11 protein-coding genes are annotated in these 18,189 nt (G+C 46.0%); 1 reads left to right on the forward strand and 10 read right to left on the reverse strand.

Going from position 1 to position 18,189, the window contains the following annotated elements; all coding sequences use genetic code 11:
• Nucleotides 1-28: 28 nt before the first annotated feature.
• The 3 genes from QUB35_RS09260 to QUB35_RS09270 are packed head-to-tail and all read right to left on the reverse strand — an operon-like array spanning nt 29 to nt 1,545.
• Complete coding sequence (locus QUB35_RS09260; protein ID WP_333141423.1) at nt 29-250, reverse strand: hypothetical protein; 222 nt, start codon at nt 248-250, stop codon at nt 29-31.
• Complete coding sequence (gene trpD / locus QUB35_RS09265) at nt 247-1,362, reverse strand: anthranilate phosphoribosyltransferase (RefSeq protein ID WP_333141425.1); 1,116 nt, start codon at nt 1,360-1,362, stop codon at nt 247-249. Before trpD ends, QUB35_RS09260 begins: the two co-directional genes overlap by 4 nt.
• Nucleotides 1,363-1,374: 12 nt before the next feature.
• A complete protein-coding gene (locus tag QUB35_RS09270; protein WP_333141427.1) occupies nt 1,375-1,545 on the reverse strand; it encodes a hypothetical protein in 171 nt (56 codons plus the stop codon).
• Nucleotides 1,546-2,234: 689 nt separating this feature from the next.
• Between QUB35_RS09270 and QUB35_RS09275 the strand changes: the two genes are divergently transcribed.
• Nucleotides 2,235-5,216, forward strand: a complete 2,982-nt coding sequence (locus QUB35_RS09275; protein ID WP_333141429.1) for a PAS domain S-box protein — start codon at nt 2,235-2,237, stop codon at nt 5,214-5,216.
• A gap of 234 nt (nt 5,217-5,450) precedes the next feature.
• On the opposite strand, the gene QUB35_RS09280 is transcribed toward QUB35_RS09275, so the two are convergent.
• The 7 genes from QUB35_RS09280 to QUB35_RS09310 all read right to left on the reverse strand — a co-directional run bounded on the left by QUB35_RS09280 (nt 5,451) and on the right by QUB35_RS09310 (nt 18,014).
• A complete protein-coding gene (locus QUB35_RS09280) occupies nt 5,451-7,220 on the reverse strand; it encodes an adenylate/guanylate cyclase domain-containing protein (RefSeq protein ID WP_333141430.1) in 1,770 nt (589 codons plus the stop codon).
• Nucleotides 7,217-7,612, reverse strand: a complete 396-nt coding sequence (locus QUB35_RS09285) for a response regulator (RefSeq protein ID WP_333141431.1) — start codon at nt 7,610-7,612, stop codon at nt 7,217-7,219. The genes QUB35_RS09280 and QUB35_RS09285 overlap by 4 nt, the downstream gene beginning before the upstream one ends.
• Nucleotides 7,613-8,065: 453 nt before the next feature.
• Nucleotides 8,066-8,218, reverse strand: coding sequence for a hypothetical protein (locus tag QUB35_RS09290; RefSeq protein ID WP_333141433.1), 153 nt, complete (start codon nt 8,216-8,218; stop codon nt 8,066-8,068).
• Between the two features lie 53 nt (nt 8,219-8,271).
• Nucleotides 8,272-13,947 (reverse strand): AAA family ATPase, encoded by a 5,676-nt coding sequence (locus QUB35_RS09295; RefSeq protein WP_333141434.1) that lies wholly within the window; start codon nt 13,945-13,947, stop codon nt 8,272-8,274.
• A gap of 474 nt (nt 13,948-14,421) precedes the next feature.
• On the reverse strand, nt 14,422-15,108 hold the full coding sequence (locus QUB35_RS09300; protein WP_333141485.1) for a ribonuclease HII: 687 nt from the start codon (nt 15,106-15,108) through the stop codon (nt 14,422-14,424).
• A 1-nt stretch (nt 15,109) separates the two neighbouring features.
• Nucleotides 15,110-17,470 (reverse strand): Rne/Rng family ribonuclease, encoded by a 2,361-nt coding sequence (locus tag QUB35_RS09305; protein ID WP_333141436.1) that lies wholly within the window; start codon nt 17,468-17,470, stop codon nt 15,110-15,112.
• 376 nt (nt 17,471-17,846) lie between these two features.
• Complete coding sequence (locus QUB35_RS09310; RefSeq protein WP_333141438.1) at nt 17,847-18,014, reverse strand: hypothetical protein; 168 nt, start codon at nt 18,012-18,014, stop codon at nt 17,847-17,849.
• Between the last annotated feature and the right edge of the window lie 175 nt (nt 18,015-18,189).

Here is an 18,189-nt window from a genome sequence, read left to right on the forward strand (position 1 = left end):
TAACAACTACCAACTGCTTTCGGCTCAACTAACAACTAATATCATGTCCGATCGATCGCGCATCATACATAGTCGGGGCGGGTTTTTGAGATTGTCGGTTTTTGGCGACTATTGCTGGTGAACCCGCCCCTACAGGAATCACGGTCAATCGACCGAACATGATATAACAACTGTCAACTGTCAACTGCCAACTGTCAACTGCCAACTGCCAACTGCCAACTGCCAACTCCCAACTGACAACTGACTTCATTTCAAAAACTCAATCAACTCTTGCAACTTCAACCAAGATTCACCGCTAAATAAAATCTCCTTAGCCATAGAAACTCCTGCTGCGTGAGAACCCATAGGAATTGCACCTCCCACCTGAAAAGCCAAAGACGCATTCAAAGCTACAACATCCATTTGTGCGGGCGTACCTTTGCCTTGCAAAATGTTCCGCAAAATCTCGGCGTTTTCCTCAACATTTCCGCCTTTTAACGAGCCGATCGCACTTGGTGTCAATCCTACCTTTTCCGGGTCTAAAGTAGTGAGTTCCACTTTGCCATCAGACAAAACCGCCAAATCAGTCACATCTCCCAAACCCGCCTCGTCCAATTTTTCTCTGCCGTGAACGACTACAGCTAACTCAGTCCCCAACTCGCCCAAAGCTTGAGCAATAGTTGATACCAGACTAGGATCGAACACCCCGATTACCTGCCCTGTAGGGCGCATAGGATTGACAAGGGGCCCTAATAGGTTAAAAATAGTCCGCACCTTCAAAGTGCGCCGGAGCGACGCTACAGCCTTAAGTGCGGGATGCCACCCAGGGGCAAATAAAAAGGTGATGCCCACGGAATCTACCGCACATCTCACCTTCGCGGGATCGGCGTTGAGGTTGACTCCCAGTGCTTCCAACACGTCAGCAGAACCCACTTTGCTCGATGCGGAGCGATTTCCGTGTTTCGCGACTCGAACTTTGCCGGCGGCGGCCACAAAAGCTACAGCAGTGGAAATGTTAAACGTGGAAGCGCCGTCGCCGCCTGTGCCGCAAGTATCAATTAATTTGAGATTGGAGATTGAGGAGTTGGGATTGACAACGCTCTCCGACTCGCCTGCAAGCGACTGAGAATGCAATACCTGAGCCATTCCTACCAATTCTTGGGCCCAGATGCCTTTGGCTTGGATGGCCGCTAAAATTGCTCCTGAGAGGACGGGGGGAATAGCTTCTGCTAGCCATCCCTGCATCAAGTCGGCTGCTTGGGCGCGTGAGAGAGATTGTCTGTCTAATAGTTGTTGGAGGAGGGCTGGCCACACAGGAGAATCCGCCGTCAGGGTTGAAGCAGGGGATAACTCTGGCGTTGCTAGTAGAGGAGAATCGGTCATTAATATTAGTTTCTAGTCAAATTTAGCTCGATCGAGCTTTGCGGCCAAACCGAGAATCGATCGGGATTTTACCAGACTTGCCGACCACATTTTGCGCGATCGGCCCCAGATTTTTGCCCAAATGCCAGCACCGCTACAGAATTTTTCCGCCCGCAGCAGCAGAATATGAATTTTTTGATACAACAATTACCCTATTGTTGTGCCAACTTTACATACAAACCCCCGATCGTACAACTGCCAGCAGTCTGCTGTATTATTTATCAGCAATAATACTTAACAGTAACTCAGAGCACCCAAAGACCGATAAAAGTTTCCGACAGGAGTTGTGGAAACCAAAAAATTTTAGATTTTAGGAGAGCCCCAGATTCATCTGGGGAGTCAACTTTAATCTAAAATCTAAAATCTAAGATCGACTGACAGCAAGGACAGCGAGCATTTAGCTCTTGCAGGCGGGTTAGTTGCTTCGGGTAAGAGTCGATCGTACTCTCACCCAAATCATAAAAATAGACTCTGGCGGTTGTAGAAGTAGCTGCCTTTTATTGTAACAACATCTTTGCTACTAACTTATTTCAGGGTATTCAACTGCTAATATATTCAGGGAGATTTCAAGGAGCGGGTTTTGAGCGAACACCTGCACCGCAGGCCGAGCTATTTGCCAAGGCGATTGTGACAGCCAGCCACGCCTCAACTAAATAGCGGAGCAAGTAAACTTTCCGCAGCAACGACTAACAACTAACAGCCCCGTAGGACAGATGAATAAACACACTCGTCTCCGGCTGCGAAACACCATCTTTAGCCTAAATAACGGCTCAAAATTAACAGGCTGTAAACCAAAAATATTCAACTCACACACAAGAGCAGGGTATTCACAAGTGGGAAATCAAAAATTAGGAAATAAAGCGATAGAATGCCTGAATGTCGCGGAGGCACTGCACCAAATGGAAGCAAAATATTATAGTATGTTTGAAAATGCTGTGTCTGGTATTTTTCAAACAACCCAATCCGGTCGCTACATCAGCGCTAACCCAGCTTTGGCTCGAATCTACGGATATAATTCCGCCGAGGAATTAATGGGCTGTCTGACTGATATCAGCCATCAGCTTTACGTCAATCCCGATCGCCGCGATCAGTTTGTTTATGCTTTGCAAGAACAGGGCATCGTATCGGATTTTGAGTCGCAGATTTATCGCCGAGACGGAACAATAATTTGGATCGCTGAGAATGCGCGGGCTGTCTGCGATGAAGCAGGTAAATTGCTCTACTACGAAGGTTTTGTAGAAGATATCACCCAGCGCAAGCAAGCAGAATCTGGACTTCGAGAAAGCGAAGAACGCCTGCGCTTAATAATTGAAGGCGTTAAGGATTACGCTATATTCATGTTAGATCCTGATGGGTATGTGGCTAGCTGGAATTCTGGTGCCGAACGCATTTTGGGATACAGAACTCATGAAATAGTCGGCAATAATGCGGAGTGTTTTTTCACGAAAGAAGATCTTGAAATTGGCAAGCCCCAAGAAAAATTAATCAGGGCAGTGGCAGAAGGTAGATACGAAAATGAAGGCTGGCGGCTTCGCAAAGACGGGTCGCGATTTTGGGCGAATATTATTGTTACTCCTTTGCGCGATGAAAGGGGAAAGTTGCAGGGCTTTTCTCAAGTAATGCAGGATATTACTGAGCAAAAGCGGGCGGCGGAGGAAAAGATGCAGTTGATTGCTTCTTTGCAGGCATCGGAAAAAAAGTTTCGCACTTTGTACGAATCAACTACTGATGCGGTAATGCTGCTAGACGAAGAGGGTTTTTTGGATTGCAATCCGGCTACTTTAAAGTTATTTGGATGCAGCACTGAGTCGGAGTTTTGCGGCAAGCATCCTGCCGAATTTAGCCCGCCGTTGCAACCGGACGGACAAGATTCTAGGAGTATTTATCAAGAGCGAATTAATACGGCTCTGCGATCGGGAAATTGCCGCTTTGACTGGCGGCACTGCCGTTTGGATGGTTCTGAGTTTCCGGCGGAGGTGCTGCTAACTTCTATGGATATCGGCGGCAAAATAGGGCTGCAAGCCGTGGTGCGCGATATCACTTATCGGGTGCAGGCTGAGGAAGCGCTGAAGCAGGCTAATGAGGTATTGGAATGGCGGGTTAAAGAGCGGACCAGTCAGTTGGAAGAGGCTATTAAAAAGTTGAGTTTATCGGAAGAAAAGTTTTCTAAGGCTTTTCGCTCTAGTCCAGATCCGATGATTATTACTACTTTTGATGAGGGTCGTTTTATTGAAGTTAATGATAGTTTTCTGTCGATGACTGGTTACGATTTAGAAGAAACGACCTGGAATACAGTACCGGGGTTAAATATTTGGGTAAGGCCTGAAGACAGACTTAATTTTAGACAAATTTTGCACGAACAAGGTGTTGTTCGCAATCAGGAATGCGAGTTTCGGATGAAGTCGGGATCGGTGGTGGTGTGTTTGCTGTCAGCAGAGTTGATTAATTTGGACGGCGAACTCTGTATGCTGGCGGTGATGACGGATATTACCGATCGCAAACACGCCGAAGAAGCCCTACGGGAAAGCCAGCGGGCCTTGGCGACGCTGATGAGCAACTTGCCGGGGATGGCCTACCGTTTTCGCAACGATGCCGATCGCAGTATGGAGTTTGTCAGCGAAGGTTGCTATCAGTTAGCGGGCTATTCTCCTGAAGAATTTATCGGCACTCGGGAAGTTTCTATATCGGAATTGACTCACCCGGACGATCGCGAGAATTTGTGGAATGCCGTGCAAGTTGCCTTACAAGAAAATCGACCCTATCAGCTAAATTACCGAATTACTTCTAAAAATGGCGAATTAAAATGGGTTTGGGAGCAAGGTTTGGGAGTGTTTTCCGACTCTGGAGAATTGATAGCTTTGGAAGGGTTAATTACTGATATTTCCGAGCAGAAACGCAGTGAAGAAGCTTTGCGGCGATCGCAAACAGAGTTAACCCAACAAAAACTTCAACTCGAAAATACTTTGCACGAATTGCAGCAAACTCAAGCGGTATTGATTCACACTGAGAAAATGTCTACTCTCGGTCAAATGGTAGCTGGTGTTGCTCACGAAATTAACAATCCTGTTAGCAGCGTGTGCGGCAATCTCGTCCACGTCGGCCACTACACGGAAGATTTGCTGAATTTGATCGATATGTACCAGCAGCACTGCCCACAGCCGCCGGCAGCAATTCAAGATAAAATTAAGGATATCGAATTAGAGTTTCTGCTAGAAGATTTGCCCAAAGCGATGTCTTCGATGCAGGTTGGGGCCGATCGCATTCGGGAAATCGTGCGATCGCTCAGAAATTTCTCTCGCAAAGATGATTCTCAAATGAGCAAAGTTAACCTGCACGAAGGGATTGAAGGAACGTTGCTGATTCTGCAAACCCGTTTGAAAGCCAGAGGCAACTATCCCGAAATTGCGGTAATTAAGGACTATGGAAATTTGCCTTTGGTTGAGTGTTATGCTGGGAAAATCAATCAGGTATTTATGAATTTGATCGGAAATGCGATCGACGCGATCGAGGAATACAACGAAGGGCGTTCAGTTGCCGAAGTCAAAGCTAACCGCAGCAAGATTAAAATTAGGACTGAAGTCCAAAACTCCACTGCTGTAATTAGGATTTCTGACAACGGCCCCGGTATGCCAGAAGAAGTTTCCCAGCAGTTATTCGAGGCTTTTTTTACCACCAAACCCGCTGACAAAGGCACCGGTTTAGGCTTGTCCATTTCCTACAAAGTTGTCCAAGAACACGGTGGCAAACTGACTTGCGTGTCTGCACTCGGCCACGGAGCCGAGTTTATCATAGAATTGCCGATCGAACAACCGTAGTCAGCAGTCATTAGTCATTAGTCATTAGTCATTAATCAATAGTCAGTAGTCAGTAGTCAGTAGTCAGTAATCATTAATCATTAGTCAGCAGTCAGTAGTCATTAATCATTAATCATTAGTCAGCAGTCAGTAGTCCTTGGTTATTACTAAAAATCACCAACTAACAACTACCAACTGACAACTGACAACTGTCAACTGTCAACTGTCAACTGTCAACTGTCAACTGTCAACTAACTACTGACACCTTTCCCAATAAATTCGAGCCACCTTATCCCCCGGATTTTGCCCCAAACAAGCCGCAAAAAGTCCCGCAGCTTCCCTAAAATTATTCATATTGTACAAAGACAAAGCCTCAGTAAATAGTTGCAGAGTCGCTAACTTCCCCGCTTTAACTTCCGGCAAATCCGCATCAAAAACTTCATAAACAGTCACCCATTCAGACTTACCCTTAACCTGAACTTTATCAATTACCCGAATTGCATAATCAGCAGGATTTGTCAAGCGAGCGAAAGTCTGCTGAGTAATTAACAGCGACACCCCGTAATTCTTCGTCAAACTTTCAATCCGAGAAGCCAAATTAACAGCATCGCTAATCACAGTACCGTCCATGCGGCTTTTCCCGCCCACTATACCCAAAATCAAAGAACCAGTATTGATTCCCACCCCAATCTGAACCGGCACATAACCCAAAGAAGCGCGCTCTCGATTGTATTCAGCAAGAGTATGCAGCATGGCAATTCCGGCTTTCACAGCATCATCCGCCCCCTCACTAAACAAAGCCATAATTGCATCGCCAATATACTTATCAATAAACCCCTGATTTTCCACAATCAGCGGTTCCATTCGACTCAGATAAGAATTGATAAATTTGAAATTCTCTTCCGGTGTCATCTTTTCCGAGAGAGTAGTGAAATCGCGGATGTCAGAAAACAAAACTGACATTTCCAACTCCACCGCTTCTCCCAATTTAATATCAACAATACTATCACATCCCAAAAAAGCTAAAAACTCATTGGGTACAAAGCGACTTGTCGCCTCCGCAATTTCTAATTCTGCATCCAGTGAAAGTTCCAAATTGCAATTGACCTCAAAGAGATCCTCAATGAACTTTTTGCGTTCGGCCTCAGCTTCTTGGCGTTCCGTGATATCTTGAAAAGTGTTGATAGCATAAACAATATTTCCTTGTTGATCGTAGATGGGAGTAGCGAAGATTTCTAGGGGAATAATCTTGTCGCCTTGATGAACTTCTGCATCGTCAGCCCTAGCACTTTCCCCCTTCAAGGCGCGCACGATGGGCAAATTCTCCGTAGGATACTTTTGATTGGTGCCTGCTTGATAGAGTTGATAAACCTCGGACAATTGCTTGGAACTGCTATCCGGTACAACTCCTTTACCCAATATCTCTTTTGCTTTCCGATTGATGTAGTAAGGTTCTCCGGCCGCATCCAGGACACCCACACCAATCGGCATTGCTTCCAAAAACTGTGTCAACCGATTTTCATTTTCGTGTAGTTTAGCAATGAGTACGGTTTGCTGGCTGTTTAACTCGGCAAACTCCTGATTTATTTGCTGGAGTTGGGCATTTTGTTCTGTCAGTTGTTTATCTTGAAGATAACTATTTAGCGCTTCTCTAATTGTCAATTTCAAGTCTTCAGATTGCCAAGGTTTGGTAATATAACGATATAAGTTTGCAGAGTTGATAGCATTGGCGATCGCCCCAATATCTGCTTGTCCTGTCAGCATAATTTTTATAGTTTTAGGCGAAATTATATGAGCCTGTTTCAACAGCTCATCTCCCTTCATATCAGGCATAATGTGGTCGGAAATAATTAAAGGAATTTCATCCCCCTCCTCTAGCAATTCTTCAATTAACTCTAATGCCTCTTGCCCACCTTCAGCAATTTCGATTATATAATCATTGCCAACAGCCTCTTGCAGTTCTGCTTTGAGGCTCCTGAGTACAGTTTTCTCATCATCAATACAGATAATTACCTGTTGGCTCATAGTTTAGATAAACCAGATTTAATAGTTTCTAGCAAATCGGATTCCAGCCAAGGTTTAGATAAGCAACAATGAAGGTTGGCTAGTTTTTTTGCTCTTTCAATGGCTACTTCATCCGCTTGACCCGTCAGCAGAATTTTAATAACATGCGGGTATTCCTTGTGAATGCGGATTAGTAGCTCATCTCCCTTAATACCGGGCATTAACCAATCCGAAATAATCAGAATCACGTGGGTGTGTTCGTCAGAAAGTTCGCTGATTACATCTAAAGCCTCCTCAGCATCTTCGGCTGCTTCGTAAATGTAGGCATTGCCAAATTCTGCTGCTAGCTGCGTCCTGAGACTGTCTAATACCATTCTCTCATCGTCAACGCACAAAATAACTGGTTTAGACATCTATTTTTTATCCTTTTTAATTGTTATTAGTAGCAAAGGTAGCCAAAGTAGTAAAGTGTATTAGTAGGCCCCATCTTATCTTAAGATGTCACAAGTCAACGGCTCGCCAAATCCTCTCCCCCTCCCCAGTCGCCGAAACCAACCAACTTATCTGCGTAGCACCTTAGCTGAGCATAACGCATCGTACTGCTGTTTTACATCTGTTTCCTGTTGAATCTGAGATATTGCACCATTCTCAATTAGCCGTAGGGGCGGGTTCGCCAACAGCCTTAAAGCTTGCAAATAGGTTCTATAAACCCGCCCGACCCCACGAAAAATCCTCTTATTGATATTGCTGCAAGATGTCAGTTGAATCGGAGTTAGGGGCCTCAAAACGTTTTATCTTTTGAAATCAATCCTCTCTATGGGGTAGATGGCAGCTTACGCGGAACCAAGCAAAATCCGACCGACTTACTACGGGAGCATCTCATATTTGTAAAAATACTTCTTCTGGCTCCTTCCTTCTTCTGGCTCCTTCCTTCTTCTTCTTTCCTTCTGCCTCTTTCCTTCTGCCTCCTGCCTCCTGCCTCCTGCCTCAAAACTCCAATTTCTAGCGGAGGGCTGCAAAGGTGAGATGCTCCCCTTACTACCTTATATCGTTTGCGAACTCCTTGACCTGCTTATACAGTGATCGTTGGCAGGAAAACATTAAATGTAGTTTTGCCCGGAATTGATTCGACTTCAATTTTTCCCTGATGCTTGTCAACAATCTTCTTCACAATATCTAGTCCTAATCCGCTGCCTTCTCCTGCGGGCTTAGTAGTAAAAAATGGGTCAAATATTTTCCCTTTTATTTCTTCTGGTATCCCCTGGCCGGTGTCGCTAATGCTAATCTTAGCCTGATCATCTTGAGCCGTTAACTCAATTGTTAACGTGCCTCGATAACCCATTGCTTGCAAAGCATTGTGAATTAAATTCGTCCAAACTTGATTTAGTTCGTCTGGATAGCACAGTATCGGCGGGATTTCGGCATAGTTTTTGATAACCTCAACTCCCTGTTTGAGGAGATTTTGATACAGGGTTAAGATTGTTTCAATACCTTCTGTAATACTGGCTGCTGTTTTTGCGCCAGACTGTTCGTAGCGGGCATAAGTTTTCAATGCAAAAACTACTTTTGATGCTCTATCTGTAGCTGTGTTGATAGTAGCAATACCTCTTTTTAATTCAGAAATTTTGTATGCTAGGTCTAGGAGATGTAAACTATCATATCTTTGCAACAAAGGGACAAAGGTATCAATTTCATTATAAACGCCCATGATCGTTAGGCGATCGGCTACGGTATCGGCACTGTCAATTCCTAATTCTTCCAATTGGCTTCTCAAAGCTCTCTTCAATTTGCGTTCTTCTTTGGTTGATAAGCTTGCTTCTTGTTGGAGGGAACGCTGAAGTAAACTCAAGAAATTCTGTGCTTCTTCTGGGGAGAGAGATTGAAAAAGTGCCGGCAACTGTTCTAAAGTTTGATTTAAGAACTTAGAAACATTTCCTGCCGACGAGCGAATTGCACCCAGGGGAGTGTTAACTTCGTGAGCAACTCCGGCCACAAGTTGTCCTAAAGCTGCCATTTTTTCTGATTGAATCAATCCTTCTTGGGTGGCTTCGAGATTGCTTAAAGCTTGTGATAATTCTTGGGTGCGTTCTTCGACTTTGGCTTCTAAGTTGGCATAGAGTTGGGCATTTTCTATGGAGATGGCAGCTTGGGAGGCTAAGATATTTAAGACTGCCAACCGATCGGGAGTAAAGGCATTTGTAACGAGAGTATTTTCTAAGTAAAGAATGGCGATCACCTTTCCTTGATGTTGAATCGGCAGACACAAAACCGACTTGGGGTGATGCTGGATGATATAAGAGTCAGCAGCAAAGGTAGCCTCAGTCGTCGCATCATTAATTACCAAAGTTTCTTGGGTGCGCGAGACATAGTTAATAATCGCGATCGGAATTACGCTAGAGTCAACAACGGGAGTTGAGAGAAGGTTGCACGATTTACCGATCGCACATTGAGCCGCGACGAAGAAAGAATCTCTTTCTCTCAAAATCATAGCTCCTTTTTCTGCTCCCGCATTCTCAATCATCACTTGCATCAAAGTGGAGAGCAACTTATCGATGTTGATTTCTCCTGAAAGTGATTGAGATGCTTTGATTACTGTTGCCAAGTCCAGAATTTGTGAAACACCTGAACTGGTACTGGCAACAGTTTCCGCAATCATTTTGGCAAGTGTCTGACCTCTTTTTAAGCTCGTTTTAGGGTGAAAAATAGGCGCAAGTAATTGGAGATAGCGCTTTTCTAAATCCTCAACTTTTGCCTGGGCGCCCCAGCGTGCATAGGCGTAGTAAGCATCAGTTAGGTACACTTGGGCAATTTTTTCTTTTCCCCAGGCTAAATAGAATTTAGCTGCCAGCTCATTGCTAAGTGCTTCTTCATTAATGTACTGATTTTCTTTAGCGAGTTTAATAGCGCGATCGTAATAATCCATCGCCTTCATATTTTGACCTAAAACTCGATGTCGTTCTGCTTCCACTAAATACCATTTATGCAGATAATTCATCGGAGCATTTTGCGCCCACTGTTGCAGCGTGCTTTGATGGGTTTCCACTAAGGCAAGATTTTCAGTTTGCTCATCAATTGCTGGCTGTGCCGGAAAAAGTGCCAGGTGGGTGAGGGCGGCATAAAAATGGAAAATGGGGACAAAAACCGATCCCGATACTCCCATCAAATACTGTTTGACTTGAGTAATGTTGTCTAGGGCAGCGGTGTAATTGCCATAGCAGTAAGCAAGCAGCAGTTTGAAGATGCAGGCACAGGCGATCGCCGTGAATTCATTATCCTGATAGTGCTTGGGAATCATCACCGTTTCATCGTAGGCGGAGCCTATTAACAAATCCGGCCGAATATGGGTTTCCCTCAAGTTCTGCACCGTCTGCTGAACCATATCCAAATAAATCTGAGCAGAATATTGTTTCAACTGCGCCATAACAGCCCTGTAACCTGCTATTTCGGGTTCCCAAGTGTCTAGTTCTACCCCAGCGAATAAATGCGTATAAAAATAAATATATATGTTGTAGCCAGCGTCTACAAAGTCGCCAGTTTCCATGCCAGCCGTAAAGCCATCTTTCAGCGTCGGTATCGTTGCCAAAAGAGATTCTTGATGATGCTGAATCCAGCCACCAAACAAAAGTAGAACTGTGGGCTTGAGTTCGGGCACATTCAACCTATCGAGTAATGAGAGTGCCAATTGCCCAAAGCCATAGCCGGTTTCCACCTCTTGTAAAAAGGCACACAACACCATCCCGTGCATCGCATACCCCACCGTCGAGGCGGGCGCATTCCCAAAGGAGAGCGATAAACTCACCATCGTTGAGCTCAGCAGGGGCAGTAAACCGGGCATTCCCTGGAAAATGGGTGGAAACAACATACCAGACAGTTGCATAGCTGCCTGAGTCTGTGGATTTGTCATCACAGGTAGGTCAACCAATTCCTCAATCTTTCTGCTGCCGAGGAGGGCCGCAAGGGCTTGTAGCGCTTTGCCAATCAAGGCTTCATCAGGTTCGGCAGGGAGTTCAATCCCCAATTGTAAGAGTGCCTCTCTTGCTACGGCGATCGTTTCTAACACCTTGCTCTGGGCTGTCTGAGCTGCAATTTGAATTTCGTAAATTTTAACTCGATCTAAAATTGTTTGGGCTTCTTGCAAAACCAGTGCTGCCATCTGTTCCATACCCTCAAGGTCAGCATTCAAATAGGCAGCTTCAGCAGCAGCAATATAGAGATTCAGGGTTAATTCATATTGAGTTTGCCAGCAGTTTGCCCTCAAGAGTTCAATCCCTGTTTGCAGATAAATATTTGCCGCAGCATAAGCAGTTGAAGCTTTAGCTTTACGTCCGGCAATTAAATTTAATTGAGCTAGTTGATCTCGCTCAGTCTGATACTCAATTAACTCCACCCCCATATTCAACTGGTTGACAATATCAAAAATTTTCTCTTGTATTTCTGCTTCCGTAGGGGCGGTGCCCCCGTGCCCGCCCTTCCTCAACAGCAGTTGCCCAATTTCGAGATGGGTGGACTGTTTCTGGGATTCGGGAATCAGAAAATATGCTGCTTGCTGCACTCGGTCATGTAAAAACTTGTAGGGAACCGATAACTCCGACGCTTGTGCAACTTCAACTGATTCCGAGTCCTGAAAAAACTTGTAAACTTCAGTAATCGGAATAACTAACCCTTCTTGCAACGCTTTCCACAAATGGGCCGCTGTCTCACTCTGAGATTTTTTATGAACAATGGCCAGGGTTGCTAAGTCAAATTGGTTGCCAATACAAGCTGCTAGTTTCAGAACATTCTGGGTATCTCTGGGCAAGTTTTGCAACTGAATCGCCATAAACTCGACCACATCATCGGTAAAAGCTAGCGTCCTCACTTGGGAAATATCGCATTGCCAACCCCCCATTGCTTCCCTTAGCCAAGGGGGGGTTGGGGGGGTAACATCAAACTTAATTAACCCATCTTTATGAAGAAATTTTAGAAATTGAGTAGCAAAAAAAGGATTCCCTTTGGTTTTGGTAAAAATTAGTTCTGTCAGAGGAATCGCCCTTTCTGGTGGACAGGAAAGAGTATCGGCAATCAGGCAATTCAGGGAAGTTTTGTCTAGGGGTGCTAAAGTAATTTGGTTGACTGTTGCCGAGTTTTTGCGAATCTCATCCAAGGTCAGGATCAGTGGGTGTGCTGGAAAAACTTCATTATCCCGATACGCTCCCATTAACAACACATAGCGGGTATTCGTCTCGCTCATCAACAATTGCATTAGCTTCAATGAAGCCGAGTCTGCCCACTGCAAATCATCCAAAAAAATTACTAAAGGATGCTCTTTTGTTGCGAACACTCGGATGAAGTTTTGAAATAATAAATTAAAGCGATTTTTAGCGGCGGTTCCCTCTAGTTGGGGTACTTTTTTCTGCTTGCCAATCAGGTGTTCTAATTCAGGAATGACATCAATAATGACCTGACCGTTTTCACCCAAAGCCTCCAATATTTTGACTTTCGCTTTCTGCACCTGGGCCGCACTTTCGGTGAGTAATTGCCGCATCAAATTCTGGAATGCTTGTACCCATGCAGAAAAGGGAATATCACGCTTGAATTGGTCAAATTTTCCTTTGATAAAGTAACCCCGTTGGCGGACAATGGGTTTGTGAACTTCATTCACTACAACGGTTTTACCAATGCCGGAAAAGCCAGCCACTAGCATAATTTCGACTCTCCCTTGCTCCCCGTTGGTAAGGGTGGGGTGACTGATGCGATCGAAGGCTTCTAATAGCGTCTTAACTTCAGTTTCTCTACCGTAGAGTTTTTCGGGAATGACGAAGCGATCGCAAATATCCCTATTCCCCAAGGCAAACTGGCTAATATTGTTATTTTCTTCCCATTGCTGCCAACAGTTTTCTAAGTCGTATCGCAGTCCAACAGCACTTTGATAGCGTAACTCTGGAGTTTTCTCCATCAATTTCATAATGATATTATTCACCATCACTCCCATAGATGGAACCCGATTTATTGGGGGAGTTGGAATCTTGGCAATATGGCAGTGAACTAACTCCATTGGATCGGTAGAGTTAAAAGGTAATTGCCCTGTCAGTAGTTCGTAAAACGTGACTCCCAGCGAGTAAAAATCTGTGCGGTAGTCGATACCCCGATTCATTCGTCCCGTCTGTTCTGGGGACATATAAGCTAGGGTTCCTTCTAAGACGTTTGGATTTTGGATTTGTTGGTTTTCTCTGGGTAAAAGAGAGGAAATGCTGAAGTCAATTAATTTAACTTCTTTAGTTTTAGGGTTAATGATAATATTCTGGGGCTTGATATCTTTGTGAATAATTCGGTTGTGATATAATCCTTCTAGGGTTTGGACAATCTGAATCGCGATGGGCATGAATTCATCTAGCGGTAGGGGCGAATTATGGGGGGAGGAAACCTCAGAATTACTTGATAGGCGATCGCCCAAATTCTTCGCTTCAGCATTAGCAGTATACTCAGCAAGGGAAACACCGCCAACATCCTCCATTACCAGAGCAAAAGCATGGCGGTAGTTTAAGAGTGCAATGGGTTTGACAATTCCCGGAAGGTCAAGATTTTTGGTAATGGTGTACTGATTCCGCAAATGCACCAGTTCGCCCACAGTTGGATACTCGCTCAATAGCAGTTTGATAATTACTTTTTGGTTTGACTCAGAAACTCCTCGATAAACCTGTGTTCTAGAGCCCTTGTAGATTTGCTCAATGATGCGATAGCCGGGAATTGTTAAGATATTATCAGTCATTCGATTTTAGATTTTAGATTTTAGATTTTAGATTGACCGCACGGATAAATTCGGGGGCGTGAGGATTTTAGATTTTTGATTTTGGATTGATTCCACGGATAAATCACGTGGCGGATCCCATCAAGAAATTCTTGGTCATGCCCAAGAGGTTAAATAAAGATTCTATAGATGCTACCGGAGCCTGAAAATGATAAATTTGGGAATAGACTAAGACAGCTCTATTGCTTATAGCCTTTCTCAGAAAGATCAGGTACTATCCGGCATTGGGCATTGGGCATTGGGCATTGGGCCTTGGGCATTGGGCATTGGCCTCCCTGGGCATACCTCACTTTTTTGAGAACCGCTATAGCTCGTTTTCCTAACAAGTGATACACATTGTTCAGCCGGCACTAGCTGAATTTTTTAAGCGCAAATTCTTGGTTTTTCAAATTTTATATAATCGCGCTGGAATTAGCTAAGTTTTTCACCGTTATTTTAAGATTTTCGACAAGGGCTAAATGATAATCGGTGAAAAGCCGATCGCCCGCAACGTTCCAAAGCTAACTTATGTTTAGCAGTACCATATCCTTTGTTATTTGTCAAGTCATATTCAGGATACTTAACAGCCAAACGTACTATTAATTCATCGCGCCAAACTTTCGCCACAATACTAGCAGCAGCAATCTGAATCGATCGCGCATCACCCTTAATCATCGTCTCTTGCTCGATCGACAAATTGGGAATCCTTTGATTCCCGTCAACCAAACACAAATCCGGCGTCACCTTCAACTTCAAAATCGCCCGCTTCATCGCCAACAAAGAAGCCTGCAAAATATTGAGGCGATCGATCTCCCGCACCGAAGCCGCACCAATTTGACAGTCAACCGCCACAGCCCGGATTTTCACAGCTAACCGACTCCGGGCTGCGGCACTCAACTGCTTGCTGTCGCGCACCCCGCAACTTGCTAATTCATCGAGAACTTCGTCGGGCAAAATGCAGGCTGCAGCCACCACCGGCCCGAACAAAGCGCCTCGTCCGACTTCATCCACACCCGCAATTAGTAGAGTGTTCGAGGGAGAGGGGGAAAGGGGAAGATGGAAAGATGGGAAGAGAGTAAAAATTTCTACTTCTTCCTTCTTCCCTCGAACCTCTGACTTCTTCCTTCTTCCCTCTGACTTCATATCACTCATCCACAACGGCTGACGAGCGGCGGCGGCGGCGGCGGTTGATAGCCGGCTCCTCGGGTTCGCTGGGTTCGCTGGGTTGGCTGGGTTCGATCGGCTCATTGAGTTCGATCGGCTCATTGAGTTCGATCGGCTCATTGAGTTCGATCGGCTCATAGGATTCGATCGGTTCATAGGATTCGATCGGCTCATAGGATTCGATCGGCTCATAGGATTCGATCGGCTCATAGGATTCCCCCATCAAATCGCTGGGTTCCTCCATTCGATCAAAACCATCAGTTTGGTCGATCGAACTCTCGCCGTAAATTTGGGCCTCATCATCCTCAGAAAAAGCAGGCTCAACTACCGACCTTTCTGGATAATAATCCCGTTCCTGTGCATTCTGTACAGGCGCCGTCGGTTCAAATTCAAATTCGAGCTGCTCGAAAGGCGGCTTGTTCGGGGCCGCTCCGGGGAGAGTCACCGAAACGATCGCATTCTTAGGATTTTTCACGCTGCGATCCGTAAGCACCAAAGGAGAGACCCCCATCAGAGCATAAACATCCTGCTCCTCCGCCGTCATTTCCACCGAAATCACCTCTGGAGGCTCCACCATCGGCTTCATCAACTCCGACTTAGCGGGACGCACGCGATCGAAATCCTCGCGCCTGCCCACAGTCGCCATATTCACTAGCCCGAAGCCCTCCGACGCGGCCCGGATGCCGGGGGGTGCTAGATACTCAGAGCGCGTATCCGCGACGGGAGCGCTCGAAGTATTCGGCAGCCGCAACTTGCTGCGTACAGGTTCCTCCTCCGCCGGGAGAGCAAAAGGCTCTTCGCCAATCCGGCGGCGGCGGCGCCGTCTAGTTCCGTTCCCCAAATCCTGATAGCTGGGATGGTTGAGCAAGTCCAAAGGCGAGGCGTTACTGCCGGTCTCAAAATCCACACTTTCGCTCTGACTCGGAGGTTCCCAAGCAGCCCGAGCAGGTTCGGGGGGGCGTTCTTCCCGCACTGGTGCAGGAGTTGCAGCCGCCACAGGCGTCAAGCTGCGGCGTTCCAATCCTTCGGGCAAATTCAACAAAACGCGGTTCGACGTAGCAACAGTGCGATCGGCCGATTCCCGCACCGCTGCGGCGAAGTCTTCTTCCCCTGGCAAGCGCACCAGATGACCCAACCCGCTGCAAGTAGGACAACTGTGGCCGAACAACTCGTAAATATTTTGACCTTGCCGCTTGCGAGTGAGTTCTACCAGTCCCAATTCCGACAGTTGAGCGATTTGTGGCCGAGCTTTGTCAGCTTTGAGAGCTTTATTGAAATGTTCCAGCACCTGCAACTGATCGCGGCGGGATTCCATGTCAATAAAGTCAACAATAATCACCCCGGCAATATTGCGTAACCGCAGTTGTCTAGCAATTTCCGTGGCTGCTTCGCAATTTGTCCAGAGTACAGTTTCCCGAGCCGTCGCCGATCGAGTAAACGAGCCAGAGTTGACATCTATCACCGTCAGCGCCTCAGTCGGCTCGATAATCACATAACCACCCGAAGGCAAATCAACCCTTGGTCTGAGGGCTTCTCGAATCGCAGCGTTAACCCGGAAAAATTCTAAAATCGAGGCGCGCTCTCGGTGGTGGTCGATCAAAACTCCCGCAGGCAGTTTACCGCCGTTCCAGCTCATCAACTGCTGCTTCACCCGCTTAATTCCATTTTGCGAGTCCACCACAATCCGATTCACGTCACCGCTGAACATATCCCGCAGCACCCGCTGGATAAAATCGTCATCCCGGTTGAGCAGTGCCGGCGCCCGCGAAGTACCGCCTTCGAGTTGAACGGCTTCCCACTGTTTTTGGAGGACTTCCAAATCTTCCATGATGGCTTCTTCAGTCATCCCTTCAGCCTCGGTGCGTACCAGCAGCCCCATGCCGGCCGGTTTCACCAAAATAGCCAGGGCTCTGAGGCGGTTGCGCTCTGCTTCCGACTTGATCCGCCGCGAGAGATTGACTCCCCTGCCGTAAGGCATCAGTACCAAATAGCGGCCCGGCAGGGTAATGTTGCCTGTCAGCCGGGGGCCTTTGCTGCCCGTCGGTTCTTTCATTACCTGTACCACCACTTTCTGCTGGGGGGTCAGGAGTTCTGTAATTGCTCCTGCCGAGCGTTTAAGGCGCAGGGGGCCGAGGTCTGTGACGTGCATGAACCCGTTACGTTCGGGATCGCCAATATTGACGAATGCCGCATCTATCCCAGGGAGTACATTTTCGACAATTCCCAAGTAAATGTCACTGACTTGGTGGCTGCCTGTGGCTACCACAAGTTCTTGGATTTGATCTTCTGAAAAGACGGCAGCAATGCGATGCTGCTCTGCTATAACTATCTGCTTTGTCATTCAATTTCCTCAAAAAACTGGCAGCAAGTTAGAGACACTTACGCACTCATAGTGCCTCTGACTTAGACTGTAATTAGTAGTAGCTTGAAGAGTTATTAGCTGTGAGTTGGTGCAGGGTGGAAGGAAAGTTAACTGTTGACCGTTCACTGTTAACTGTTAACTGTTGACTGTTCACTGTTCACTGTTAACTGTTACAGATAAAGTAGTTAAACCCGCCCGTACAGAGTTATGAGTTATGCTCAGCAGATAAATCTGAGAGATAGAAATAAGGAGGCTTTTATCGAGTTAGCACTATTGAGGTTTGAGTTGAGAATTGCGACATCAATACTCAAAATTCAACACTTACAACTCTTCCTTTGAACGAGCGCGAATAAATTCATTGACACCGTACCAATTTCTTAACACACAACTTAACACTACGAACTGATAACTCCGCTTGCGTGGTGGTAGAGGGCTGGTTTTGAGGGAAGTAGGTAGGAGTGAAAGCGCCTAGACTTTTGTTGAATTCTTGCGCGATCGCACTCAACATACCCCAGCTTGGCATTCGACTGCAACCTCCGCCCCGGCCAACCCTAAAACCTCGTCAGTCGATTTTAGATTTTAGATTTTAGATTTTAGATTTACTCCACAGATGAATCTGGGAGATTGAAATTTAGTCTAAAATCTAAAATTTGGATTCTCCACGAATTAAGTCGGGGGCTTATTTCCGTTTTTTGACG

It is taken from the genome of Microcoleus sp. B13-B6, from assembly GCF_036705405.1.
GTDB lineage: Bacteria > Cyanobacteriota > Cyanobacteriia > Cyanobacteriales > Microcoleaceae > Microcoleus.

Excerpts from the sequence above, each read along its gene's own strand:
- QUB35_RS09310 (WP_333141438.1), bottom strand. The coding sequence starts at position 18,014 with ATGCCAAGCTGGGGTATGTTGAGTGCGATCGCGCAAGAATTCAACAAA.
- QUB35_RS09295 (WP_333141434.1), bottom strand. The coding sequence starts at position 13,947 with ATGACTGATAATATCTTAACAATTCCCGGCTATCGCATCATTGAGCAA.
- QUB35_RS09305 (WP_333141436.1), bottom strand. The coding sequence starts at position 17,470 with ATGACAAAGCAGATAGTTATAGCAGAGCAGCATCGCATTGCTGCCGTC.
- QUB35_RS09260 (WP_333141423.1), bottom strand. The coding sequence starts at position 250 with ATGAAGTCAGTTGTCAGTTGGGAGTTGGCAGTTGGCAGTTGGCAGTTG.
- QUB35_RS09280 (WP_333141430.1), bottom strand. The coding sequence starts at position 7,220 with ATGAGCCAACAGGTAATTATCTGTATTGATGATGAGAAAACTGTACTC.
- trpD (WP_333141425.1), bottom strand. The coding sequence starts at position 1,362 with ATGACCGATTCTCCTCTACTAGCAACGCCAGAGTTATCCCCTGCTTCA.
- QUB35_RS09285 (WP_333141431.1), bottom strand. The coding sequence starts at position 7,612 with ATGTCTAAACCAGTTATTTTGTGCGTTGACGATGAGAGAATGGTATTA.
- QUB35_RS09300 (WP_333141485.1), bottom strand. The coding sequence starts at position 15,108 with ATGAAGTCAGAGGGAAGAAGGAAGAAGTCAGAGGTTCGAGGGAAGAAG.